Here is a 25,300-nt window from a genome sequence, read left to right as displayed (position 1 = left end):
GCCTCATGATAGAGAAGTACCAGTCTATTTTTAGAAAACTATATTAAAAGGAGAGTAGATGAATGAACTCTATGAAGTGGCGAAGGCCGTTGAACGGTCTGCTGTCTGCCGGGCTGGCCATCAGTCTGTTCCTGCCTGCCATACCGGCTCCTGTGCAAGCGGTGTCTGCTGCCTCAGACCTGCTGATTTCAGAATATGTCGAGGGCAGCAGCTTTAACAAGGCCGTCGAGCTGTACAACGGGACGGGGAAGGACGTGGATCTCGGCGCCTATACGCTGGAGCTGTATGCAAACGGTTCCAAGACGCCGACCGGCAAACAGCAGCTGTCCGGAACTTTGAAAACTGGAGAAACGTATGTGCTTGCGCATAATCAGTCGGTTGCGGAACTGGCAGAAAAAGCGGATGTGCTGAATCAGTCGGCGATCAACTTCAACGGCGATGATGCGCTCGTCCTCCGCAAAAATGGGGAAGTGGTGGATTCGTTCGGACAAGTCGGGGCACGAGAGAATTTCGGGACTGACGTGACGCTCGTGCGAAAATCGAATATCACATCCGGTGACACGGTGATTGATGATTCGTTCGACCGGAATACGGAGTGGAATTCGTTCCCGAAAGACGACTTCTCTAATCTCGGCTGGCATGAGATGGACGGCTCCGGGGAACCGGGTACACCTGAAACCCCGATCGAAACGATTTCTATCGGTGAAGCACGCACGCTTCCTGTCGGTGAAACAGTGACGATCAAAGGAATTGTGGCAGCGAACTTAAAGAACACGATTTCCGTGCAGGATGAGACCGGGGGGATTGCGGTCCGTCCAACGTCCCTTGGACTGAAGGTCGGGGAGGAAGTGACGCTCACCGGCAAGCTGGCGGATTATCGCGGTCTGCTTCAGCTGGACGGGGCGAAAGTGGAGAAGCGCACTGATTCGGAAGCACCTTCTGCTGCTGTTGTAAAAGGCAGTGAGATCGGCGAGGAGCTGGAATCCCGGCTGGTCACGGTCGAAGGAGTGGAACTGATTTCTTCGGTCACGGGCAGCGGCTGGGCGAATTTTGGGGCGACGGACGGCACCGGCAACTTTGTCGTGCGCGACGAGCAGATGCAGCTCGGATTGTCCGAAGGGATGACGTATGAGTCGATCACCGGCATCGTCCAGCAGTTTGACGATGAATACCAGGTGATTCCTCGCAGGGCGGAGGATATCGTCATCGACTCTTCGGTCCTCCAGCCGGCGATCGCCGAGCCGGGGAGCGGAACGTACGTCGGTGAGCAGAGAGTGACGCTTTCGACGACTACGAAAGATGCCGACATCCTTTACACGGTGGACAACTCGGATCCGAAAACAAACGGAATCCTGTATGAAGGTCCGATTGTCGTCAAAGAAAGTACAGTGCTGAAGACAGTTGTCCGCAATGCGGACGGAGAATTCGGGGACATCACGGCATACGACTACCAGATCACGGATGCCCTAAGAATCCATGACATCCAGGGAGCCGACCACTTCAGTCCTTATGAAGGGCAGGTTGTAGAAGGCGTCGAGGGGATCGTGACGTATCATTATGAGCTGAACGGCTCCCACTATTATCATATCCAGACGCCGGACGACGAAGCGGATGATGATCCGCGGACGTCGGAAGCGGTAACGCTGTACGCCGGCCGGAACGACTGGTCTCTTCAGATCGGAGACCTCGTCTCGGTGAAGGGACAGGTAAGCGAGTATGCAATCGACGGTTATGCAGACCGTGCAGACACGGATCTGCCGGTGACGCAGATTAATGTCCGCGATGACCGCGGAGGGGACGTCAAGATCCTCGAGCGGGGCGTCGAGCTGCCGCTTCCGATCGTCATCGATGAAAGCAACCTCCCGACGGAACACGTCGACAGCGACAACCTGACTGTGTTCAATCCGGACGTCGATGCAATCGACTTCTGGGAGAGCCTCGAAGGGATGCGCGTGTCGGTTGGCACCGTTCGGGCGGTCGGTCCGCAGGAGCACGGGGACATCGTGACGGTTCTTGAAAGCTGGCCGGCGGAGACGATCCACGGCGGCATCCTGTACAAGGAAGGCGACCAGAACCCGGAGCGCATCCAGTTCCGCATGGAGCCGAACGGGGCTGCGCGTGACTTTGAAGTCGCAACGGGCGACAAGTTCGAAGGCCCGATTGAGGGAGTCGTCGGCTATTCGTTCCAGAACTATAAGATTTTTGCGTCTCTTGAGGACATGCAGGAAGCCCACGTGAAGGGCGAAGCGCGTCCGGAGACGACGACGATCAAGAAGGACGAGGACAAGCTGACGATCGCGTCGTACAACCTCGAGAACTTCTCGAACAATAAAAAGACGACATCCGATGACAAGGCGCGCAAGCTCGCACGCGCGTTCGCGGTCGACATGCAGAACCCGGACATTGTCGGCGTGACGGAAGTCCAGGACAACAACGGCCCGGACGCCGGTGACTCGGATGCATCCCAGTCATATCAGCGCCTGATCGATGCAATCGCCGAAGCCGGCGGTGTTCGCTATGAATATGTGAACATCAATCCGGTGAACAACGAAGACGGCGGCCAGCCGAATGCGAACATCCGCGTCGGTTTCCTCTACAATCCGCAGCGCGTGTCGCTCACCGAGGGAATCCCGCACGGGGACGCGACAACCGCGGTCGGCTATGAAAACGGCAAGCTGACGCTGAACCCCGGCCGCATTTCGCCTCAAGACCCGGCATTTGAAAGCAGCCGGAAGCCGCTTGCGGCCCAGTTCGACTTCCAGGGCGAGAGCGTCGTCGTGATTGCGAACCACTGGAACTCCAAGAGCGGAGACACGCCGATCTTCGGCAAAATCCAGCCGCCTGTGCTCAAGAGTGAAAAGCAACGTCTGGAAATCGCCAAGCTCGTCCGAGATTTCACGGAAGAAGTGAAGGCCGACAATCCGGACGCGAACATCGTTTCGGTCGGCGACTACAATGACTACCAGTTCTCCGCACCGCTTCGCCTGTTTGAAGGCGAGCACATGACAAACATGATCAACCGCGTGGACGCGCCGGACCGGTACACGTATGTGTACCAAGGCAACTCCCAGGTGCTTGACCATATTGTCGTATCGAACAACCTTGTCGATGACACGGAAATCGACATCCTGCACGTGAACGCCGACTTCACCGACATGGCCGGCCGCGCAAGCGACCATGACCCGCTCATGGTGCAGGTCGACCTCGTGAAGGGGCAGAAATTCGAACCGATCAAGGCGGAAGACCACTTTGTCTTCGACAAGCCGGGCAAGAAGAAAGAAACGATCGGCAAGCAAAGCGTATCGGTCACGATGGGGGCCAATGCCCATTTCCCTGACGGCCTCCACCTGAACGGCCGGTACGCGGAACTGCACGGCGAAGGCTTCAAGAACCAGGTCGTCTACGTAAAGCCAAAGCAGGACGGCACCATCATCGACGCGAAAGGCACCGAAGTGAAGGAACTGGTGATAGAAGGAGCCAAGCCGATCCAAGTGCGCGGCGGGGAGAACATCCGGAAAATCACATTTGAAAAGAAGGCTTCCAAGGAATACTTGACGCTTTATGACTCGAAAGGCCGGATCATCGGCCTTCCGGGGGAGCGCAATTTTGCACCTGTCGTGAGTGCGCCGATCCCGGATCAGAAAGTGACGGCAGGGGAAACGGTCACCGTCGACCTGTCCGGTCATTTCCGCGATCCGGACGGGGACAAGCTCACTTACTCGGCGACGAAAGGGACGGTCAATGGATCGGTCCTGACGCTCAGCCTTGATGAAGGCACCCACATTGTCGGCGTGACGGCAAGAGACGGCAAGGCATCTGTCACAACCCGATTCACCTTGACGGTGGAAGCGGCCGACCAGCCGGAAGAGCCGGAGGAGCCGGGTGAAGGAGACGGCTACTACGCGGATGCAGAAGGGCTTCAGGGCGATGCACTGAAGGACGCACTCCACGACATCATCTCCGAGCAGTATGTCCTGTCGTACGGGGACGTCTGGGATGCCCTCAAAGAGACTGATGAAGACCCGGCCAATCCGGACAACGTCATTCTCCTTTATTCGCAGGAATCCCGTTCGAAGGACCGAAACGGTGGGAACGTCGGCGACTGGAACCGCGAGCACGTCTGGGCGAAGTCCCACGGCAACTTCGGCACGTCCAACGGCCCGGGCACCGACATCCATCACCTCCGGCCGACCGATGTCCAGGTGAACAGTTCCCGCGGCAACCTCGACTTCGATGAAGGCGGCAGCCCGGTGAAAGGCTGCGACGGCTGCTTCAAGACGGCGAACTCCTTCGAACCGCCAGATGAAGTGAAAGGCGACGTGGCCCGCATGCTGTTTTACATGGCGACCCGCTACGGCGAAGACGACCGGGTCGACCTGGAACTGAACGAAAAACTCGGAAACGGAACCGCGCCGTATCACGGCAAACTGTCGACCCTGCTGAAATGGCACGAGCAGGATCCGGTGAGCGAATTCGAGCAGAACCGCAACGAAAAGATCTTCAGTGTTCAAGGCAATCGCAATCCGTTCATCGACCATCCGGAATGGGTGGAATCGGTCTTCGGGAGCGGAGCGGCGGGCGGCCTCCAGAAGGCATCCTGAATGAGAAGCACCGGGAGGGCATTTGCTCTTCCGGTGTTTTCTGGTTGTTTCACAGCTTATTTTCCGTGTCTCTTGAATTTTTACGGCCGGAGGCCTGAATACACGCTATAATAGATTGAAAGGAAGGGGGCGTGTGATGATGAAAAGGTGGTTGGCTGGAGCGGGGGCCTTACTCTTTCTTGCAGGTTCCCTGATTCTTTTTCCGGGCGGAGAAGCTGAAGGGGACGTGCAGATGAACACCATGCTGTATGCAGATGTGCCGATCGATAGCAGTCATTTTCAAAACATCATGGAGGCACGCACGCTGGGCCTCATGACGGGCTATCCTGAGAACCGATTCGGTCCTTCCGTCAAGCTGAACCGGGCGAACGTCGTGAAGGCGTTCGGCAAGTATATCGAGCAGACCACGGGCAAGAAGGTGTCTGAGTATGATCTGTCCGGCGTCGAACCGTTTTCGGATGTGCCGCCTGATTCGCGTGATCAGGAACTCTATCAATACTCTCTTCTCGTAAAGAAGGAAGGAATCTTTCAGGGGTCGAAAAACCGTCTGATGCCCGCTGAATTCATTTCACGCCGCCAGATGGCGATGGTGCTCGTGCGTGCTTTTGACCTGCCGGATCTGCCGGATGTCAAATCCAAAGTAACCGACCTGAGTCCCGAATTTGGCGAGGAGGATCGGCGGGCGATCCATATCTTGTCGAAACACCGCATTACATCAGTGAGTGAGTTCCGGCCGAGGGAGACGACGAGCCGCGGGCAGTTCGCCTCCTTCCTTGTAGCTTCCTACCATGCGGTCCACGATGAATATCCGCCGCCGGAAGTGATCGGTGTTGAAGTGAGCGAGTAGGTATTTAGCACCTGTTTGTAGTTTGTCGTGTACAAGATGAGACAAAAACATCCAACATTCGAACTGATTCTATCAAAATTCCCTGAAATTTGTTGAATGAATAGTTTCACAATGATAAACTACACATGAATTTCTATTTATGCGCAACAACTGGTTCCACCCTTATTAAATGGATGGAGGTTTTAGAATGAACAAATCAACCAATGCAAAAAAGAAAGTGATCGGGGCGGCCCTGACCGTTTCACTCGCGGCCGGCACTCTGTTTACGGCGACTCCGCTTCAGACAACTGCCCATGCGGCAGTTCAGCAAAACCAGACTTTCAAAGATCTGGACCCTAAAGGCGATGACTATGCGAGCATCCTGGCGCTTGCGGCGGAAGGCATCATCGTCGGATATCCGGATGGCACGTTCAAGCCGGGTAAGCCGATCACACGCCAGCAAGCTGCGAAAATTATTGCAGGCTCACTCGGCCTTGACACGAAAAACGTGCCGGATCCCGGTTACACGGATCTGGATAAAAAGAGTGAGTACTACGGTCCGATCGCAGCCCTTACAAAAGCGGGCATTGTCGGCGGCTCCGTCGTGAACGGCAAAAAAGTATTTAAACCGGCAAACACACTTTCCCGGGCTCAAATGTCCCAGATCATTGCACTTGCCTATGAACTTCCGACAGACAAGCCGTACACAGCTCCATTCAAAGATGTAACAGCGAATGAATGGCATGCCAAGTTTGTACAGGCAATCTATGATGCAAAAGTGACGCAAGGTCAGCGCCCGGGCATTTACGGCGAAAATAACCCGGTCACACGCGGACAGATGGCCTTGTTCATCGACCGTGCCAAGATCCAGGATGAAGGACGCCGTGATGCGGTTACCGAAGGCCGCGAAAAGCTCTTCCGTGCGTTGGAAGACGATCTCTTCCAGGACACGAATGGCGAAGCGAGCCTTGTGACTTCCTTTGACAGAAAGAGCGGCGCTTACACGATTAAAGTGAACAGCATCGACGGAGCATTCGCCGACATTCAAAACACCGGCTTCTTCTCCGATAAAATGCCGCGACTTGGCGTGACATCCATCAAAATTGGCGACAACGCAGCAGTGGACATCACGAAAGATATGGCGGCAGCCAAAGAAATCCTGATCAAGCAGGCGTTCAGTGAACTGAAGGCGGACGGAAAGGGTGCCAGAGTGACTGACTTGCCGGTGAACCTGAAAGTACAAAGCGGCGGCTATGAGTTTGAGCAACCGTTCAAACTGAATGTTTCCACTGAAACACCGATGGGTTCATTCGAATAAGATTTGAAACTCATGCAGCCCCGGGATTCCGGGGCTGTTTACGTTTTCCGATAGAAAAAAGTTCCTGGCAGACGTTTCGACATTCTTTTTTCTGTGATACGATGAACCTGAATCTACCAACCTATCTTTGGAATAAGGAGTTGAAAGAGTGGGTAAGAAGTTGAAGCATTCCGCAGCCTGGTTGCTGGTCGCCTCGATTATATTCATGGCAGCCATTCCTGCATCCGCAGCAGCAGACGACGTCACCGGCCACTGGGCAGAAAAGGACATGCGTTTCCTCATTGACCGGGGAGTCCTGCAGGGGGATGACACGGGTTATCACCCGAACAAAGTCATCACCCGAGGACAGTTTGCTGTGCTGCTCGCCCGTGCGTTGAAGCTGGAGCAAGCGCCGGGGGATATTACATTCACCGATGTGGACAATCGAAGCGGCTATCTGGCAGAGCTGCTCGCAGCGGCAAATGCCGGAATCATCGACGGATACCCGGACGGAACTTTCCGGCCGAGTGACAAGATCAAACGCCAGCACATGGCCGTCATGATGAAGCGTGCGATGGACTATCTCAAGCTGGAGGGAAAAAGTCCTGGCTACAAGTTCACCGACGAAAGAGAGATGCTGCCCTCCTACCGCTCAATGGTCTATGATCTTGCCGGGGCCGGGATCTTCACCGGTTCCAAGCAACCGGATGGAAGCTATCTGTTCCGCCCGATGAATGAAGCACACCGTTGGGAGGCGGCGACCGTCATCACACGGCTCATTAAGTTGGCGGAGAAGATTGAGGATGAGGAAGTTCCATCGCCGTCACCTTCCCCGCAAATGGACTACGCTACGGCAGTCGTTGACTCGAAGGGAAATTACACGACTCTCCGCAAGTTCAAATCATTCGATGAAGCGGCCAAGGCGTTGGCAAGCGGCCAAGTCGTTCTATACAAGAGCTCGATCGTCAAGATGCAGAGCGGAGTGGTCATCACCAAGCCGGCGCTTACGGGTTCCACGCTCACAAACGTTTACGAAAAGCCTGATTTCAAGACGGCATTTACTTACGTGACGAGCGACTCGGAGCTGGAATACCTTGAGTCCAATTCACAGTATGTGAAAGTCCGGCTTTCCGGAAAAGATGGCTATATCAAACATGAAAATGCAGACTTGAAAACCTGGAACATGTTGAAGGGCCGGTCGTACTACACTGCCGACGGTGCAGGCAACCTGGTCCACTATATCTTCTCCAACCGGACCGGCGGCTACCTGTCTTATCCGACTGGCAAAGCACCTGACGGCATGACACCGGGCACCAAGTATACGTCATGGGATCAGATTCATTTCGCAGATGCAAACGGCAAGCCGGCACTGACGAATTATAACTATTATCAGTTCCTGCCTGCACGCACGAAAACCGTCTACTCGGCGGAGGACATCGACGCCTATGTCATGAAAAAGTTAAAGGCGCTGGAAGAAACGAAAAATGCCGCTTACACAGATGCTTCCAAGAAAAGCAAACTGATCGGCATTGGCAAGGTTTTGAAGAATGCCGAAGAAGAAAAAGGGATCAACGCCCTCATGATCCTGGCGCTCGCCCAGCATGAAAGCAACTACGGGATGAGCGACAAGGCCCAGCTTTACAATAACCTGTTTGGCCTGGCCGTGTATGATGATCTGGATAAAAACCATACGTTCCATAAGTACAAGTCGATTGAGGAAAATGTGAATACACTCGCCGACCAGTATTGGAATAAGAATTACATTCCGCCGACCGGCTCTTATGCCAACGGATCGGCATTCGGCACGAAGGCTGTCGGGTTCAATGTGAAGTATGCTTCGGATCCTTACTGGGGCGCGAAGGCGGCAGGACATGCCTACCGGGCCGACAAGGAAATGGGCGGACGCGACTACGGCCGTTACACGCTCGGGGTGACGAAAGCGGACGACCTGAAAGCCAGAACTTCTCCGGAAGTCGGCAATAATATCCTCTTCTCGTATAAGAGGGCGGGCATGCCGGTCGTCATCATCGGATCCAACTACAATGAAGCAGAAAAACGCACTTGGCAGAACGTCCTATCAGACGACAATGGCCGCTATTCGGTTCATTTGGCAGGAGAATATGTGGATATCATTCACCAGCCATGAGTAAAAAAGAAGAGGCGAGATTGCATCCGCTTATTGGGTTGCAATCTCGTTTTTTATCTCCCTCTTCATTAGAAGTTGTTTGAGCGGAAGAGGCTCGCGGACCGCCGGCGGAAAGCAAGCCTCCGCAACGGAAATCAACTTCACGTCTCAAGGATTGTAAAAAGAGCAAACCGTTATTGGTGTTACTCTTGATTAAATTCTTGGATTCTATCCCGGCGGTGTCTTTTCATATTCAGCAGGGTTTAAGACTTACAGGGCAGGTGCTCCCCGATAATTCCCAACTCTGTTTGATTGCCTATCACCAATAAGGTATGATAGCGGTAGGCAATTTTGGAGGTTTATCTACATGAATCAAAATCAGCTCGAAAACCTGAAAGTGTTGATCATCGTACCGGCTTACAATGAAGAAGAGGCGATCGGGCTGACCATCGAAGGTCTGCTCAGGCTTCGCAGCCAGATGCCGGGGCTCGATATTTGCGTGGTCAATGACGGATCCAAGGACCATACGGCCGACATTGTGCGACAGTATTCGGAAGTGGTTCTGCTGGATTTGCCGAATAATCTCGGCATCGGCGGAGCCGTACAGACGGGCTACAAGTACGCGGATTACAACGGCTATGATATTGCCGTTCAGTTTGATGCGGACGGCCAGCACAGCGCCAAGGAACTGGAGACAATCATCTCTCCGGTCGCAGAGGGAATGTGCGACATGTGCATCGGCTCCCGTTTTGTGGAGAAAACGGATTACTCGGGCAGCCCCTTCCGCCGGATGGGAATCTTCTATTTTGAACGGCTGATCCGGGCCATGTCCGGCCAGCGCATCACTGATCCGACATCCGGCTTCCGGGCAGTCAACCGTGATGTGATCCTTCTGTTCTCAGAAGCGTATCCGAGTGATTATCCTGAGCCGGAAGTGATCATTTATCTTCGCCGGAAGAAAAAAAGAATCGAAGAACGAGCAGTCCAGATGCATTCCCGCCAGGGCGGCGAATCATCGATCACTCCGTTCAAATCGATGTATTACATGGCGAAGGTAACACTGTCCATCGTCATGCAGCGCCTTGTCGGCGGGAGGGCGTGACATGGACATCAGTATTTTCTCGTTCATTCTTGTCATCATCCTGTTTTTGATTGTGATTGAGTCTGTCCGCAGGGGAATTCTTGAGACGAAGTATTCGCTTCTCTGGATCATCACTTGCCTGTTCATGGGATTCTTCAGCATCAGCGAGACGTTCATCAACCGTCTCGGCAGGCTGCTCGGCGTCTTTTATCCGCCGTCGCTCCTGTTCCTGTTCGGTCTCTTGTTTGTGATCATCCTCGTGTTTGACCTGACCCGGAGGATTTCCAAGCTGAACAAGGCAATGGTCAACCTGACCCAGGAATACTCGATCCTGAAGAAAAAACTAGAAGAGAAGGAATAATTCAATGGTTTATCTCGTTTTAGTCGCGAACATCCTGCTCCTCGTCACGGGGCAGGTGCTCTGGAAGCTGGCGGTGTCAAACATCGATGCATGGAGCCTGCAGGCCGCCGTGCGTCTTGTTCTGTCGCCGCTCTTTATCGGCGGGGCCTCGCTTTATGTGATTGCCACCGGCCTTTGGCTCTACGTGCTCAGCAAGCTTCCGCTAAGTGTCGCATATCCAAGTCAGAGCATCAGCTACATTCTTGCCGCGATTATCGCCATCCTGGCGTTTCGCGAAACTGTCCAGCCTACCCAGTGGGTCGGCATGGCGGTCATCATCTTCGGCGTCTATCTGGTCGCCAAATAAATAGGAGACGGATCCATGTCCAAATTGAACAAGCTTGGCCCGTTTTTCAAACGGCATTTCATCATCACTGTGCTTTTGGTGATCTATGCCGGCGTGAATTTATTTTTCCTTTACACACACCCGGGATCGATCTATAACAGTCCCGGAACATTCGGAGAAGAAATTTCCACATACGGCTCCCGTGACGCTGCCCTCTACTCCAAGATGGCCTGGCAGCTGATCGATGACGGGGTTTACGGCTATGAATACAGCCCCAATGCAGCCGGCAAGCCGAATGCTTACGTTACATACGGGCAGCCGTTTTATCTGGCGGCTATCTTTAAAACAGCGGAAGTGCTCAATACCAACCATCTGATGCTTTACAGGCTCGCCAACATGTTTCTGAATTTAGGGATTGTCGTTCTCATTTATGCAATTGCGTGGAGTCTGTTCCGAAACCGGTGGATTTCGAATATCGCATCGATTCTTTACATGACTCATATCGCTCCGCTTCATTACTTCAGAGCAGCGCTCACAGAGATTCCGAGCATATTCCTTCTGCTTCTGTCGATTTACATCTTTATCATCGCCATCAGAACGAAAGATATCAAGTGGCATATCGCGTTTGGCATCATTGCCTCTCTGATGCTCATGTTCCGTGCTACGCCGGCACCGATGCTGCTGTTCGCCTGGCTGCTTGTCGCTGTCCGTTACGGATTAAAAGACGGCATCAAGACCGGCCTGATCTGGTGCATCGGACCGCTACTCGTCATGGGACCCTGGGCAGTGCGGAACTACATCCAGTTTGGTGAGATGTACCTGTTCTCAAGCCATGCCGGCGGTCCGCTACTTGGTGGGGCCAACCCGTTTTATCGGGTTCCTCCTGAGGATTTGGTGCATGAAGCGGTCGCAAAAGGTTATAACCAGGAACAGTATGCGAAGATTCTCATCCCGCAAGGTTTTAAGGAAGACTTTCCGCTTTGGTTCACCTGGTTCACGATGGGCAAGACAATGTGGCTCTTCGTTGACAACAATTTGACACCGGATGGTCTTGGACCATACTCTCAGTATATCCCGGGTTTCCTTCGCAGATTTTTCAAGTATCAGAACATGTTCCTGGCAGGTGTAGGCCTGCTATCCGCTTTCCTTTGCCGCAGGCACCGCCCAGTCATGTATTTAAGCGTACTTGTGCTGATTTACATCATTGCTTCGAATATATTCCTGGCCTTGCCTCGGTATGGCCTGCTGATCATGCCGCTTCTCGCCATCATCGGCGCTTACGGCATGGTACAGGCAGTCGGCTTTATCGTCGGCAGGTGGCGTGCATTTCGCATGAAGGAGTCTCTGCAATAAACGTTCACAAGAGGCCGGGCCGGTCAGACGGCTCGGCTTTTCTCTGAAAGGAAGTGGCAGTAAATGAATAAATATGTGAAAAATGGACTTGTGCTTGCCGCTATGGCACTATACAGCAGTGTTCTTGTCATCATGCTTGAGGCGAAGCTTCACCAAAATGCGGAAGAGCGGATCGAATGGTTGAAAACGACGGGCACCACTGCTTTTCTGCTCAATGTCCTGATCGTATTCATGCTATTTTTGATTTTGTTAGCTGTAACAAACCGGTTCATGATCAGCTTTATCTTTACAAATCTGGTCGCAGCCGGACTTGCCGCCGTGTCTTACTTTAAGTTTGGCTTTCTGGGTGAGAACCTGTATCCGTGGGATCTCTTCCTATATAACAATGTCATCAATCTGTTGCCGAATCTGGCCGAGCAAATCAATATACCGAGGCTGATCACAATAGCCGTGGTCATCCTGCTGGCCATCGTGGCACTCGTTGTGATCATCCGTCTGAAAAAGCCGCCTCGCCTGGTGAAGTTTCCGTGGTGGGGCCGGCTTACTATGGGGATCGTGGGACTTTTGTTCTTGTCAGCTTTCGTCTTTTACCGCAGTGTACCGGCAGCGGGGGAGATGCTTGAAGACCGGCTCGGCATTCTGAACAGGACATGGAACCAGAATGACAACTACACGACGAACGGATTTTTTGTTGCCTTTCTTCTAAATGCACAGAGCGCAATCGTCCTGCCGCCGTCCGGCTACGGCAAAGACAAGATGGCAGACATCGGAAAAGAAATCGGGAATGATGCCGGTGAAGCGGCGGCGGGCGATCCCGAAGTGAAACCGAACATCATTATGATCATGAATGAAGCGTATTGGGATCCGACAAAGCTGAGCGAGGACCTGAAGTTCAACCAAGATCCGATGCCACACGTCCGTGACCTGCAGAGCGGCTGGTTCCTGGCGCCGGTGTTCGGCGGGGGCACCGCGAACTCAGAATTTGAAGTGCTCACGGGAATGACGAACACCTTCCTTCCGAATGGCTCTGTTCCCTACCAGCAATATGTCACGCGCGATATTCCGGCATTGCCGACCTACCTGAAGTCTTTCGGGTACCGCACCCTGGCTGTTCATCCTTATCCAAAGTGGTTCTGGAACCGCGAGAACGTGTACGAGCATTTCGGGTTTGATGATTTCCTGGATATTGACAGGCTCGACAACCCTGAGTATGTTGGTCCGTATGTCGGCGATGTGGAAGTGACGAGAGAGATCATCCGTCAGGTGGAAGCATCCGATGACCCGCTCTTCTTGTATGCCGTGACGATGCAGAACCATATTTCCTATAACCCGGGCCGCTACGAAGAAGAGCGGATCAAGTCAGAAGGTGGAGGATTGTCCCCTGAGATGCGATCGATTGTCGATCTGTATGCACAGGGGGTTTCCGATGCTGACCAGGCTTTGGCCGATCTGCTGGCGCACCTTGAAGAGTCCGGCGAGCCAACAGTCGTTGTCTTCTTCGGTGACCATATGCCTTCACTCGGCCTGGACTTTCAGGCATACCGGGAAGCAGGCTATGTCCCTCCAGGCAAAGGGGAAGAGGGATGGCCGATTGAACAGACATTCAAGATGAGACGCACGCCGCTCGTCTTTTGGAACAACTTCGGAGCTCCTCAACCGGATATCGATACGCTGAGCGCGGCATTTGTAGGTCCGGAGGCACTCAAAATGGCGGGCCTTCCAAGGCCCCTCTTCCATGAATTCCTGGGCAGGATGTCAGAAAATCTTCCAGGGTTCTCGCGGGAGATCAAGGTGGATAAAGAAGGCGGCCTGCATCCGAATACACCGAAGGGGGATCGTGTGTATGAGACGGATTACCGCATGATCCAATACGACATTCTCTTCGGCGATCAATACTCGAAGAAGAAATTGTTTGAGCCTATAAAGTAAGAAAGCGAAGTGGATGGCAGGACGCTGCACAGCCGAGCGTTCCTTTGGTTCCCCGAAAAGTTCCGGCCTTTCTTGAAGCAGTTGTTTTGCTCGAAAATACCAAAAAAAAAGCAGGCGCATCCCGCAGTGGGGTGCGCCTGCTTCTTGGATCAATAGAACCTCTTGAAACTGTCGAACTTGTCTTTCCAGTAGGCATCATTTATATGAGAGATGGTGACGCCCTGGGATGTGCTGGCATGGACAAATTTGCCCCCGCCGAGATAGATGCCCATATGGGAAAGGCCTTTTTTGTAAGTGTTGTTGAAGAAGACGAGATCTCCGGGCTGCGGGCTGTCAACGTAAAACGAGCGGCTGAAGTAGCCTTCGACGTTCGTACGGGCGATATCAGCGCCTCCGGTCTTGAATGCATACCAGATGAAGCCGCTGCAGTCGAACCCGGCAGGCGTGGTTCCTGCCCACAGGTAAGGCGTGCCGATGACCGCCATCGCTGCGTCGACAGGTGAAGATGCGGATGCGGCAGGAGGAGCGGCTGAAGACTGGTTGCCCTGCGGCGGCTTGCTGGTTGAGACGGAGCCGCCTTTCACTTTCAGCTTTTGTCCCACATGGATGTTGTAATTCGACAGATTGTTCCAGGTCATCAGGTCCGTGACCGTGACACCGTACTTTTGCCCGATCGCGGAAAGCGTGTCCCCGCTCTGGATCGTGTAAGTGTCCGCCGCAGGAGCCGGTTTCGGCTTGGTGACCGGCTTGGATGTCTGCACGATGTTGCCGCTGCTTTCAGGTTTCGCGGAAGCAGAGCTGCCGTCCACCTTCAGTTTCTGGCCAACACGGATGATGTGGGAGGTGAGCCCGTTCCACTTCATCAACTGATCGACCGAAGCTCCCGTAGCCATGCCGATTGCCGACAGGGTATCACCGCTTTGGACGATGTAGGTACCGGACGGGGCAGAGGCAGAAGGTTTTTGCGCCGGTTTCTGGACCGGTTTTGCCGCAGGCTTGGCTGCCTGCTGGACAGGGGTGCCTGCCACTTTCAATTTCTGGCCGACGAGGATCAGATCGCCGGACAGTCCGTTCAATTCCTTCAGCTTGGTGACTGTCGTCTTATGTATGGAAGCAATTTTGCTGAGGGAGTCTCCGCCTTTGACGGTGTAGACAAACGAGTCGGACACGGCCGTCTTGGGCGGAGATGCCATTGCGACTTCCTGCGCCTTCGAGTGCCCGGCGGCAGTGGCTGCTTCTGCCGGAAGACTGATGGTGAGCTTCTGGCCCGGATAAATGACGTCTGTGGAAAGGTTGTTCAATGTTTTCAGCTGAGCGATGGAGATCTGATGCTTCGATGCGATCTTCCAGAGAGAGTCGCCCGATTGTACCGCGTACGAGTCCGAAGCGGCTTCCGCTTCGCCCGGTGTTGCAATGATGACTGCAAGTGCAGACGTCGTCAACACCGAAAATGCGATCTTTTTCATCACTGATTCTCCTTTTTCACGAATTCACCTGATTCCCATTGTATCTGTTCACCCTGCCCCAAACAATAGTCTGATAGATTACGTTTTGATTACAAATAGATTACAAACCTGAAGTGTTCCGAAATATGTTGTCATTTAGGTCCAAAACACTGTGTTCATTCCATACTTTTACTGCTAACCGTGCAATTGCTCATATTCAAACTATTGCCCGAATGGTAGAATGAAAGCGAGTGACCGCTTTATAAATAGAAGCGGGAAAATAAAAAGATAGGATGGTGTAGGATGAACGGAAAATGGATCAAGGCAACGGCGTCCGCAGCACTCGCATTAGCGCTTTTCGGCGTTCAGGCTCCGGCCCAGACAAAGGCTGCCGGAGGAGACTTCGAGCTGACTGTCATTCACACGAACGATACGCACGCCCATTTGGAGAATGGAGCGAAACGGGCAACGATTATCAAGCAGTTGAAGAAGGAAAATTCGAACAACGTGCTTCTCGATGCAGGGGACGTATTCTCGGGCACACTTTACTTCAACCAGTTCCACGGGCTTGCTGATTTGAAGCTCATGAACTACCTCGGTTACGATGCAATGACATTTGGAAACCATGAGTTTGACCGGGGTTCTGTTGAGGAAGACCACAAGACGCTTGCAGACTTTGTCAGCCAAACTGAATTCCCGATTGTCAGTGCCAATACGGACTTCTCTGCTTATGGCACTTTCAAGGACCTGATCGGCGGAGATGTCACTGAAGAATTTGAAGGCGGTAAGTTTTATAAAGGCATCATCAAGGAAGTAGGGGGGGAAAAGGTGGGGATTTTCGGATTGACCACCGAGGAGACGCCGACAATCTCCAGCTCCAATGATGTTAAGTTCAGCAATTATGAAAAAGCCGCAAATGAAGTCGTCGCCAAGTTCGAAGAAAAAGGCGTCAACAAAATCATCGCCATCACACACATGGGCTTTGAAAGCAATCCGGAGTTCGGCAATGACAAGCTTCTTGCCGAAAAAGTCCAGGGCATCGACATCATCGTTGGCGGCCACTCCCACACGGCACTCAAAGAGCCGGTCAAAGTGGACAATCATGGCAAACCAACGGTTATTGTCCAGACAGGTCAATATGCCGACAATATCGGTGAGCTTAACGTGACATTTGATGAAAACGGCGTCATCACCCAGGTTGACGGTGGTCTTCATCCGACAAAAGAGGCAGAAGACGATGCAGAAGCTGCCGAACTTCTGAAAGAATACGATGAAGCCATTGCAGAGACAATGAACGAATCCACTGGCGTGAATGCCACTGTGCCGCTGGACGGTTCTCGCGGTCTCTGGGGTGTCCGTGCAGGAGAAACAAACCTCGGAAACCTGATTACAGACGGCATGCTGGAAACAGCAAAAGCCATTAATCCGGATGTGACCATTGCCATGACGAACGGCGGTGGAATCCGTGCCGGCATCAATGAAGGGCCAATTACAGTCGGAGAAGTCATGACCGTCATGCCGTTTGGCAACACGCTCGGCATAGCCAAGCTGTCAGGAGCGGAAATCACGGCTGCACTGGAACACAGCGTCCGTATGTTCCCGAAAGAGAACGGCGGATTCCTGCATGTTTCCGGGATGAAATACAGCTTTGACGGCAAGGCGGAACCGGGCAAGCGTGTCCGTGACGTGCAGGTCCACACGAAAGACGGCTACAAGGCAATCGATCCAAAAGCGGATTATTATGTTGCCACCAACACATTCACCGCAGCAGGCGGCGACGGCTACGACATGTTCGCCAAAGCATATGAAGAAGGCCGCGTGAGTGAGCCGGGCAATGTCGACTGGGAGATGTTCATTGACTATATCCAGCAATTCGACAAGGTTTCACCGGAAAAGGAGAATCGCATTGTTGCAAGCATGCCGTTCACGGATGTGGATCCAAACAATGAATTCACACCGTTCATCCGAGATCTCTACTACCGTGATATCATTCAGGGGAATACGGCCACGACTTATGGGACAAACAAGGTCCTTTCCAGGACCCAGGCAACGAGCATCCTCGTCCGTGCACTCGGTCTTGAAACAGAGGGCAAGACGTCGGACTTTAAGGATCTTGGAAACATGAGACCGGAGACAAAAGCCGAAGTGGCGGCGGCACAGGAATATGGAATTATCAAAGGTTCCAATGGCAATTTCATGCCTAACGAACCGGTGAAGCGTGCCCAGCTCGCCCTCATGCTGAAGCGGGTGTATGAGCTTCAGAACGGAAAGACGTATGAAGGAGACCTTTCAAAAGTTCCATTCGAAGACATCGGCGGATCGGATGAAGAGACATTGGATGCCATCGCATTCCTCTATGAGAATGGGATTGTCGACGGCTCTCATAACGGCACGAAGTTCCGGCCGCTCGAATCAACAAGCCGGGCGCAGGCTGCCAAAATTTTCTCTAACGGCCGTGGATTGATTGTAAAAGAAGATTAAACTGTTGTTCAAACGCTGTAATGATCGAAGTGAAAAAAAGAAGATTGCGCCCGCTGTTGGGCTGCAATCTTCTTTTTTATCCCCGCCAAGCTCCGCGGGACCAAAAAGTGATACACTTTATATGGTTTAAGGGAAAATCATGCCAGGCATTCATCAAAGGGGGACAGAGAAGATATCGCAGGCATGATCCAGGAGGCAGGAGATTTAAAACCTTCCTGATTTAATGGTAAAAAGCACGGACGAAAAGAGGATTATGAAATGAACAAACTCAAGATTGTGATCCCGGTCTTCATGGCAGCTCTTTTAATTGCAGGGATCGGATTGATGGGGAGCAAAAAAGATGCTCCCAAAAACGAAGCGGGAGAGGAAAAAGTGCTCAGTCATATAACGGACAGCAACACGGTCATCCCCGTGGTGAATTACCATATGTTCGATGAAGAATCCGACCACGTTTCCATCAACACCCGAGCCGAAGATTTCAGGGCACAGCTAAGACACTTCAAGGCAATGGGGTATACCAGCATCAGCAATACCGAGCTGGAGGCTTATTTGAACGGTGAGGCATGGCTCCCTCCAAATCCAATTTTAATCACAGTGGATGATGGATACGAAAGCGTCTATAAAACCGCTTATCCGATTTTAAAAGAAGAAGGATTCAAGGCGATTATGTTTGTCATCACTGACAATGTTGAAAAAGGAGAACGCGTAGGCCTCCCAATGGCATCTTGGGAACAGATCAAGGAAATGCGGGATTCCGGAGTCTTTGAAATCGGGAACCATACAAATGCGCTTCATCTGCGCCATGACAATGAAAGCGGAAAAGAAGCCTTCATCACAAACCTGGACACCGACGGGAAAGAAATCACGGATGCCCGGCGAAAGAAAATGATTTTGGATGATTTGGCTCTGTCCAATGAAATTATTGAAAGAGAACTCGGCGCTCCGCCAAGAGCGTTCGCCTATCCGTTTGGTGCATATGATGACATCTCTGCGGAGGCAGTAAAAGAATCCGGTTTTACAATGGTCTATACTACAGTGACAGGCGTGAACACGTTTAATTCGAATAAGATGCAGCTCAAGCGGTTCAATGGCTCATCCATGAAAGATCCGCTCTGGTATACAGATCAGTTTGCCGAATTTAAAAAGGAAGAGAAGCCGAACGAACCGCGTGTGTCCTTATTCCAGTACGAAGGAGACTGGGTGGCTGCGTCATTCCTACAGAATGACGCTTACCAAAACGGCACCAGTCTGTCTGAGGTCCGCTATGAACTATGGAGAGATGAAAGGTTTGTCAGGAATTTTGGAGAAAGTGCCCATACATCAATAGACGATAATCAAATGGTGATAGAGAAGGATAATGGTGAAGGACTGAGCGGAAAGTATGAATTGAAAGTAATCTTCACAAGGAAAGACGGAACAAAGACAACTGAATGGAAAGAAGTAGAGTTTTAAGCCGAGACTCCGGCATAGTAGAGTAGTGGCTCTTATTGTGTTGCCGTGGAGGAGGACAGGCTGATTATCGTGTGATGGATTCAATAGAAAAAGGCGAGATGGCAACCCGTTTACCGGGTGCAATCTCGCCTTTTCTTTTTAACGGTTGTAGTAATCCACAATCCCGTTGTAAATTGCCTGCGCATACTTTTCGAGGTATGCGTCGCTTGTCAGCTTTGCGAAATCTTGAGGGTTCGTGATGAAGCCCAGTTCCACGAGGATGGCCGGCATATTGTTGTTCTTGACGACGTAAAATTCACTGTCTTTGCTTCCACGGTTCAGCATGCCGACGTCTTTAACGAGGCGCTGCTGGACGTCATAGGCAAGGAAGCTGCTTTCAGAGGCATTCATGTTCTTGGATGTGTTGAAAAATACCTCCGAACCTTTTGCAGACGTTGCACCTGCAGAGTTCACATGGATGCTGACGAACGTTTCAGCCAGCTTCTGATTGGCATAATTGACCCGGTCCTTAAGCGACGGATAAGTGTCACCCGTGCGTGTCATATAGACTGTAGCTCCTGCAGCCTTCAGTTTCTGTTCGACCTTCTTGGAAACTTTTAGCGTAATGGCTTTCTCGGTGACATTATTCTTGGATGTGCCCGGATCGGAGCCGCCATGGCCGGCGTCCACTACGAAGATACGGTTTTGCAGGATCGAGCCTGTCGTATTCTTCAGTTTCAGGAATGTCTTGTGTACATAGGCGGTGCGGCCGTTGTAGTCAATCTGTGCCCACCAGCCGTCAATCTTTTTCACAGAGACTTGGGCACCTTTGCCAAGCGTTCCGAGAGAAGCGGAAGAATCTGAAGGCCCCTGGCGCACATTGAGACTATTGACCGTCACTTTGCCGACGACATTGCCGGCAGGAGCGACCGGCGGTTTTGGAGGAGCGGGCGGTGCTTCTACCTTTTCCGTGTATGCCGATTGGATATAGCCTGGCAGGCCATTGTAAATTACGAGATTCCAGCCCGCTTTAGCGCCATACACGTCAATGACATCACCGTTTTTCAGCTGACCGATGACGATGCCGCTGATGGAAGGCTGAGAACGGACGTTAAGAACTGGATCTGATGCATCTTTCGTGTTCACTTTGACGGCATGCGTTGCGGACCCGATTTCCTGGCTGTCCGAGTCCAGCATGGAGACGTAGTCAGAACCGGCGTTAATATAGGCCGGCCCTTTTTCGTAGCGGATCTGCACCCATTCGCTCGTCTTCAAGTTATTGTTTTTAACGATGGCGACGAGGGAGTCCGGCGCCAGCTTACCGATTACCTTGCCGTTTGTTGAAGGAGTGCTTCGGATATTCAGCGAGCTCCCCAGGTTTTTATGCACACGGGCATTGGCAATCACGGTGTTGTTTACCGGTGCAACTTTGAGGCGGAACTTCGCATCCATCGCACGGGCAAGGAACATGGAGAACTGCGCGCGGGAAAGTTCGGAGCCGGTTCGGAATTCGCCTAGGGATCCCTGGGCGATTCCATTGTAATAAAGTCCATTCAGTTTGGAGGCATTTTCATAGCCGATCTCAACGTCAGAAAACATCAGTGGTTTTTCAACGGTAATCGGTTCCTCCACGTTGAATGCATTGGCCAAGACCTTGATCATTTGGCCGCGCTTCAGTGTTCGCATCGGCTTGAACGTGCCATCCGAATAGCCCGAGAAAAATCCGAGCTTTGTCGCGATGCCGACGTATTTTTTTGCTTCATCCGACTTGAGGTCGGGGAACGTGTATTCCGAGGCATCCATATTCTCATTGCCTGTTGCAATCACGAGCATTTTGGCTGCCTGGAAACGGGTGACCGGCTGATTCGGCTTGAAGAGGGATTTGCCGTTTTCTTCGTAGCCGCTGATGATGCCCTTGCCGGCGATGAAGTCAACGTGCTGCTCAAACTCTGTATTGCCGGTGTCGACAAACTTGCCGGCTGCACTTGTTTGAAGAGGAACCCCCAAAATCAACAGAACAGATAAAAACGGTAGCAGGAGACGTGGATTAATCTTCATATTTTCCTCCTATTAATCTTTCTTATTCGACACCATCATATCAAAGAGAAGTCTATTATTCTATCACTATTCGGCTTTTTTTCTCATCATAAGAAAAAAAGACCATCCTTTCCGTTTGGAAGGATGGTCTTTTGGGTATTCGTGTTTTTAGAGGCGATCCATAAACTTGCCGAGCTGCGTGCGTGAAACTTTCTCGTTGAGGCCGTATGTGCCGGCTTTAGGACCGTTCGTATAACCGGTCGTTACGTTGTTGTAATAAAGTGTATTGACGTAAGGTGCTGCCCAGCTATCAGCTGGTACGTCTTTGAAAGGTGCTTTTACGGATCCTTCAAGATGGAAGGATTCAACTAAAATCTTTGCCATTTGAGCACGGCTGAGACCGCTGTCCGGGTTGAAGTTTCCTTCGGATCCGGTGAAGATGCCGGCTTCGTAAACTGCATTGATGACAGCAAGTTGCGGGTGGTTGCCAGGGATGTCTTTGAAGTAAGTGGCAGTTGGATATTTCGCTTTGATTCCAAGTTCCTTTACGATGGCTTCAGCAGCTTGAAGTCGTGTGATTGGCTTTGCAGCAGGATTTGGGGCCGCTGTCTGGGCGACGTCCGGTGCTTTTTCAACCGGCGCCTTTTCAGGGAAGCTTACAATCCGGCGCGCGCCGATATACTTGCTGCCCCAGTAGTAAGGGTCACTGAGAGATGTGATCGTTACACCTCGGCTTGTCGATGCCTGGATGAAACTATTGGAGCCGATGTAAATCCCGACGTGCGAGACGCCTTTGCCGGAAGTATTGAAGAATACAAGGTCACCGACTTGAAGATTGGATTTTGCGACTGCTTTTCCCGAGTTGTACTGGGCTCCGCTTGTGCGGGGGATGCTGACACCTACGTTTTTGTACACGAGCTGGGTGTAGGCCGAGCAGTCAATGCCGGCTGTCGTGGTGCCGCCGTATTTGTAGGGAACTCCCAAGTATTTCTTCGCCGTGCTGATCACGGTATCTTGCGTTGCCGTAGTAGCTGCCTCTGTGGCGTGCGGTGTAACTCCTGAAATGACTAGGACGGCTGAGAGTATGAACAAGAGACGTTTCATAGTGGTTCGATAGTTCCCCTTTCAGACTTTTCCGTTCCTGCTTTGGAATAATCTCTTTATATTTTTCTCACAAAATGAGTTTAGCATAGGATCATGCGTGGTAAGGTTACAGTTACATTACAATGGTATTACAGTTCGAAAGACCTTTGACCCATTTGAAATAAACAAAAACCTGCTAAAAAGGCCGGTTTTTTATATTAACCATGCTTAATCCGTTCTGTAATAAGGTTGACCGTCATGCCGGTAAAACGGCGGCGCGGCATTTACCGTTATCGGAATAAAGCATCCGCCTCTTTTCCGGAAGCCTTCCAGCCTATCAAAAATAGTCTTGCCATCCAATTAATCTACCATTAGAGTAAAGGGTAGATTTCAGGATGGAGTGAGTGAAATTATGAAAAGCATGAAAGCCACCGCTGCCGCGACGTTTGCTTCTATTATTCTGCTATCGTCGGCGGCTGTTCCTGCGCAGGCACGTACATTTACCGTTACGCCGGGGGTGGAATATGATTCAGAAACGGGGCAGAAGCCGGGCGCAAACCGACTGACGATTGACATGCAGAAGCCGGGCGTCTCAGTTGAAGCATTGACCAATGATCCGATTGACAGCCTGCTGCAGACGTCGGTCCTATCGAAAAAATTATCAATTGAAGGTCATCAAATTGTAGGAAGCATCAATGGGTCCATCTTCCACATCAACCCGAAATACAACCCGCTGAACAAAGGAATGCCTGCTTACCTCCTCATGCAGGACGGCGAAGTCAATACATATGGTGCGATTGAAAAAGACCGGGACCAGTTCATGAACCGGCCCTCGGCGTTTGCAGTGACCAAGGAAGGAAAGGGACATATCGGTCTTTTCGGATATGATGCCGAGGTTTCTGTGAACGGAATACCAACAACGATTGATTCGATCAACAAGCAACAACGGGAAGAAAATGAAATCATCCTTTATACAGATACTTTCAGCTACAGGGACACCCACCAAAACAAATACGGGATGGAGATCGTTCTAAATGGTTTCTCCAAGCCGTTTGAAGAGGGCTATAAACTGGGCGATCAAGTCCAGGCCACCGTTGCCAGTGTCGGGCCGGGAGGTTACACGGCAATTCCTGAAGGCGGCGCGGTCCTGTCCATCCACGGCCCCGAAAATGTCCAGCGCTTTTCGGGTCTAAAAAAAGGGGAACAGGTCTCCCTGAAAATTAATTTGACGAAGCCGTGGAATGATGCGAAATTTGTTCTGGCAAGCGGTCCGCTTCTCGTGCAGAACGGGAAAGTCAAACTTGAAATGGATCCAAAGAGCGCCCGGGCAAATGAAATCGCTCCCCGCACGGCTGTTGCAACAAATGCGGACGGCAGTGAAGTATACCTCATCACGGTAGACGGGCGAAGCTCGGTCAGCCGGGGAATGAAACTGCCGGAATTTGCGCAGTACCTCGTATCTATCGGTGCTTATAATGCGCTCAACCTAGACGGCGGAGGATCGACTACAATGGCAGTCCGCGAGCGGGGCGCTCAATATCCGGTCGTGTTTAACCGGTTGTCGGACGGTGCCGAACGCCGTGTTTCCACGATCTTAAGTGCAGTGTCTTACGAGGCGACCGGAACACCTGTCTTCCTGGATGCCAAAATCTCTTCCTCTTCTGTGGCAAAGGGTGGACGGGCGAAGGTATCCGTCAATTGGGCGACAGACCGCAATTACCATCCGGTAAAGGTGGACGCGGCAAAACTCCAGTATTCGGTTGAAGGGAACATCGGAACCATTTCTGCCAACGGGGACTTTACTGCGTCCAATACCGGCAAAGGTACGGTCACCGTCCGTTATGGCAATGCTTCAAAGTCGTTCCCTGTCGAAGTTCTAAAGGCAGAGCCAAACGGCATGGTCACCGGGTTTGAACGAGCGGCAGACTGGAAAGCGGAGTCTGTCCGGGCAAAAACGGCTCTCCGTTTCGACGGGCCGAAATCTCCTGTGAAGGAAGGAAAAACCTCGCTCGGCCTGCAATATGACTTCACCGGCCAAAAAGGAACTTCCGCTTCTTACGCGGTCACAAATTCCATTAACTTGGCTTCCAAGCCGGAACGTCTCGGTCTATGGGTATTTGGTGACGAGGCAAAACACTGGCTCCGTGGCACCATCAAAGACGGTGCAGGCAAGGAATACACGATCGACTTTACTGAACAGGGCGGCCTCGACTGGGATGGCTGGCGCTACGTGACGGCCAATCTGCCGGCAGGGGCCGTGAGCCCGATCTCTGTGCAGAAGTTCTATGTAGCCGAGCCTTTGGACAACAACAAAAATAAAGGCACCATCTACCTTGACCGACTCATTGCTGATTATGACGGCCGGCATGTCGAGCAGCCGTTCAATGACATTCCGCTTGATTTCTGGCATATCAATGAGATCAGGATGGCGGTTGAAAACGGCTGGATCAATGGTTACCCGGACGGTACCTATCGGCCTGCCGACCATATCACGCGTGCGCATGCCGCCCTCCTGATCAGCCGGACTCTGGGCCGAAAAGGCAGTGTGGTCAATGAAGACCCATTCAAGGATGTATCCAAAGACTACGGATATGCCGGAGAAATTGCACTCATGAAAGAGCTCGGAATCATGACCGGCGATGAAAACGGCAACTTCAAGCCACAGGCGAAGCTGTCGCGGGCTCAGATGGCGAAGGTTCTTCAGCAAACCTACAAGCTGCAACCCAAAAATCCGGTGCCCGAAATCTCGGACATCGATAAAAATAACTGGTCGTACGGGCCAATTTCGACGATTGCCAGCCACGGACTGACCGTGCTCGGCGAAAATAACACTTACCGGCCGAATTCATTTGTATCGCGTACCCAATTTGCGGCATTCATTGCCCGCGCAGAAAGTATGGAGAAGTAAAACAACAAGACCCGGGG

Annotated in this window: 15 protein-coding genes; 12 read left to right on the top strand and 3 right to left on the bottom strand. The window is 52.1% G+C overall.

Annotated features, from left to right (window positions below):
• Positions 1 to 62 precede the first annotated feature (62 nt).
• The 9 genes from ACFFIY_RS07495 (at position 63) to ACFFIY_RS07455 (ending at position 13,898) form a co-directional block, all read left to right on the top strand.
• Entirely contained in the window at positions 63 to 4,601 is a 4,539-nt protein-coding gene (locus tag ACFFIY_RS07495; RefSeq protein ID WP_354196551.1) for an endonuclease, read from the top strand.
• 232 nt (positions 4,602 to 4,833) lie between these two features.
• Positions 4,834 to 5,448 (top strand): S-layer homology domain-containing protein, encoded by a 615-nt coding sequence (locus tag ACFFIY_RS07490; protein ID WP_354196549.1) that lies wholly within the window; start codon positions 4,834 to 4,836, stop codon positions 5,446 to 5,448.
• A gap of 187 nt (positions 5,449 to 5,635) precedes the next feature.
• Positions 5,636 to 6,745: an S-layer homology domain-containing protein gene (locus tag ACFFIY_RS07485; protein ID WP_354196547.1), complete on the top strand. Its 1,110-nt coding sequence runs from the start codon at positions 5,636 to 5,638 to the stop codon at positions 6,743 to 6,745.
• Between the two features lie 148 nt (positions 6,746 to 6,893).
• The gene (locus tag ACFFIY_RS07480) at positions 6,894 to 8,870 is read left to right on the top strand and encodes an S-layer homology domain-containing protein (protein WP_354196545.1); all 1,977 of its coding nucleotides are present in this window, start codon (positions 6,894 to 6,896) and stop codon (positions 8,868 to 8,870) included.
• Between the two features lie 346 nt (positions 8,871 to 9,216).
• Positions 9,217 to 9,951, top strand: coding sequence for a glycosyltransferase family 2 protein (locus tag ACFFIY_RS07475; protein WP_354196543.1), 735 nt, complete (start codon positions 9,217 to 9,219; stop codon positions 9,949 to 9,951).
• A 1-nt stretch (position 9,952) separates the two neighbouring features.
• Positions 9,953 to 10,291: a DUF2304 domain-containing protein gene (locus tag ACFFIY_RS07470; protein WP_354196541.1), complete on the top strand. Its 339-nt coding sequence runs from the start codon at positions 9,953 to 9,955 to the stop codon at positions 10,289 to 10,291.
• 4 nt (positions 10,292 to 10,295) lie between these two features.
• Positions 10,296 to 10,637, top strand: coding sequence for an EamA family transporter (locus ACFFIY_RS07465; protein WP_040227717.1), 342 nt, complete (start codon positions 10,296 to 10,298; stop codon positions 10,635 to 10,637).
• A 15-nt stretch (positions 10,638 to 10,652) separates the two neighbouring features.
• Positions 10,653 to 11,969: an ArnT family glycosyltransferase gene (locus ACFFIY_RS07460; protein WP_354196539.1), complete on the top strand. Its 1,317-nt coding sequence runs from the start codon at positions 10,653 to 10,655 to the stop codon at positions 11,967 to 11,969.
• Positions 11,970 to 12,032: 63 nt separating this feature from the next.
• On the top strand, positions 12,033 to 13,898 hold the full coding sequence (locus tag ACFFIY_RS07455) for an LTA synthase family protein (RefSeq protein WP_354196537.1): 1,866 nt from the start codon (positions 12,033 to 12,035) through the stop codon (positions 13,896 to 13,898).
• A gap of 149 nt (positions 13,899 to 14,047) precedes the next feature.
• Here ACFFIY_RS07455 and ACFFIY_RS07450 read toward each other — a convergent pair whose 3' ends face one another.
• Positions 14,048 to 15,364, bottom strand: a complete 1,317-nt coding sequence (locus ACFFIY_RS07450) for a C40 family peptidase (protein ID WP_354196535.1) — start codon at positions 15,362 to 15,364, stop codon at positions 14,048 to 14,050.
• A 282-nt stretch (positions 15,365 to 15,646) separates the two neighbouring features.
• On the opposite strand from ACFFIY_RS07450, the gene ACFFIY_RS07445 reads away from it, so the two are divergent.
• Positions 15,647 to 17,824 carry a 5'-nucleotidase C-terminal domain-containing protein gene (locus tag ACFFIY_RS07445; RefSeq protein ID WP_354196533.1) on the top strand — a complete coding sequence of 726 codons (2,178 nt, stop codon included), beginning with the start codon at positions 15,647 to 15,649 and terminating at the stop codon, positions 17,822 to 17,824.
• A gap of 258 nt (positions 17,825 to 18,082) precedes the next feature.
• A complete protein-coding gene (locus tag ACFFIY_RS07440; RefSeq protein WP_354196531.1) occupies positions 18,083 to 19,276 on the top strand; it encodes a polysaccharide deacetylase family protein in 1,194 nt (397 codons plus the stop codon).
• Between the two features lie 138 nt (positions 19,277 to 19,414).
• Here ACFFIY_RS07440 and ACFFIY_RS07435 read toward each other — a convergent pair whose 3' ends face one another.
• Positions 19,415 to 21,313: an N-acetylmuramoyl-L-alanine amidase gene (locus ACFFIY_RS07435; RefSeq protein ID WP_354196529.1), complete on the bottom strand. Its 1,899-nt coding sequence runs from the start codon at positions 21,311 to 21,313 to the stop codon at positions 19,415 to 19,417.
• Between the two features lie 147 nt (positions 21,314 to 21,460).
• On the bottom strand, positions 21,461 to 22,396 hold the full coding sequence (locus tag ACFFIY_RS07430; protein ID WP_354196527.1) for a C40 family peptidase: 936 nt from the start codon (positions 22,394 to 22,396) through the stop codon (positions 21,461 to 21,463).
• Positions 22,397 to 22,787: 391 nt separating this feature from the next.
• On the opposite strand from ACFFIY_RS07430, the gene ACFFIY_RS07425 reads away from it, so the two are divergent.
• Complete coding sequence (locus ACFFIY_RS07425; RefSeq protein ID WP_354196525.1) at positions 22,788 to 25,283, top strand: phosphodiester glycosidase family protein; 2,496 nt, start codon at positions 22,788 to 22,790, stop codon at positions 25,281 to 25,283.
• Positions 25,284 to 25,300 lie beyond the last annotated feature (17 nt).

The sequence above is a fragment of the Bhargavaea ullalensis genome (assembly GCF_042432615.1).
In the GTDB taxonomy this organism is placed as follows: Bacteria; Bacillota; Bacilli; order Bacillales_A; family Planococcaceae; genus Bhargavaea; species Bhargavaea ullalensis.
The sequence above is the reverse complement of the archived record's forward strand: the minus strand, read 5'-3'. Positions and strand labels throughout refer to the sequence as shown.

Excerpts from the sequence above, each read along its gene's own strand:
- ACFFIY_RS07465 (WP_040227717.1), top strand. The coding sequence starts at position 10,296 with ATGGTTTATCTCGTTTTAGTCGCGAACATCCTGCTCCTCGTCACGGGG.
- ACFFIY_RS07495 (WP_354196551.1), top strand. The coding sequence starts at position 63 with ATGAACTCTATGAAGTGGCGAAGGCCGTTGAACGGTCTGCTGTCTGCC.
- ACFFIY_RS07430 (WP_354196527.1), bottom strand. The coding sequence starts at position 22,396 with ATGAAACGTCTCTTGTTCATACTCTCAGCCGTCCTAGTCATTTCAGGA.
- ACFFIY_RS07470 (WP_354196541.1), top strand. The coding sequence starts at position 9,953 with ATGGACATCAGTATTTTCTCGTTCATTCTTGTCATCATCCTGTTTTTG.
- ACFFIY_RS07455 (WP_354196537.1), top strand. The coding sequence starts at position 12,033 with ATGAATAAATATGTGAAAAATGGACTTGTGCTTGCCGCTATGGCACTA.
- ACFFIY_RS07490 (WP_354196549.1), top strand. The coding sequence starts at position 4,834 with ATGAACACCATGCTGTATGCAGATGTGCCGATCGATAGCAGTCATTTT.
- ACFFIY_RS07425 (WP_354196525.1), top strand. The coding sequence starts at position 22,788 with ATGAAAAGCATGAAAGCCACCGCTGCCGCGACGTTTGCTTCTATTATT.
- ACFFIY_RS07445 (WP_354196533.1), top strand. The coding sequence starts at position 15,647 with ATGAACGGAAAATGGATCAAGGCAACGGCGTCCGCAGCACTCGCATTA.
- ACFFIY_RS07485 (WP_354196547.1), top strand. The coding sequence starts at position 5,636 with ATGAACAAATCAACCAATGCAAAAAAGAAAGTGATCGGGGCGGCCCTG.
- ACFFIY_RS07460 (WP_354196539.1), top strand. The coding sequence starts at position 10,653 with ATGTCCAAATTGAACAAGCTTGGCCCGTTTTTCAAACGGCATTTCATC.
- ACFFIY_RS07450 (WP_354196535.1), bottom strand. The coding sequence starts at position 15,364 with ATGAAAAAGATCGCATTTTCGGTGTTGACGACGTCTGCACTTGCAGTC.
- ACFFIY_RS07475 (WP_354196543.1), top strand. The coding sequence starts at position 9,217 with ATGAATCAAAATCAGCTCGAAAACCTGAAAGTGTTGATCATCGTACCG.
- ACFFIY_RS07435 (WP_354196529.1), bottom strand. The coding sequence starts at position 21,313 with ATGAAGATTAATCCACGTCTCCTGCTACCGTTTTTATCTGTTCTGTTG.
- ACFFIY_RS07440 (WP_354196531.1), top strand. The coding sequence starts at position 18,083 with ATGAACAAACTCAAGATTGTGATCCCGGTCTTCATGGCAGCTCTTTTA.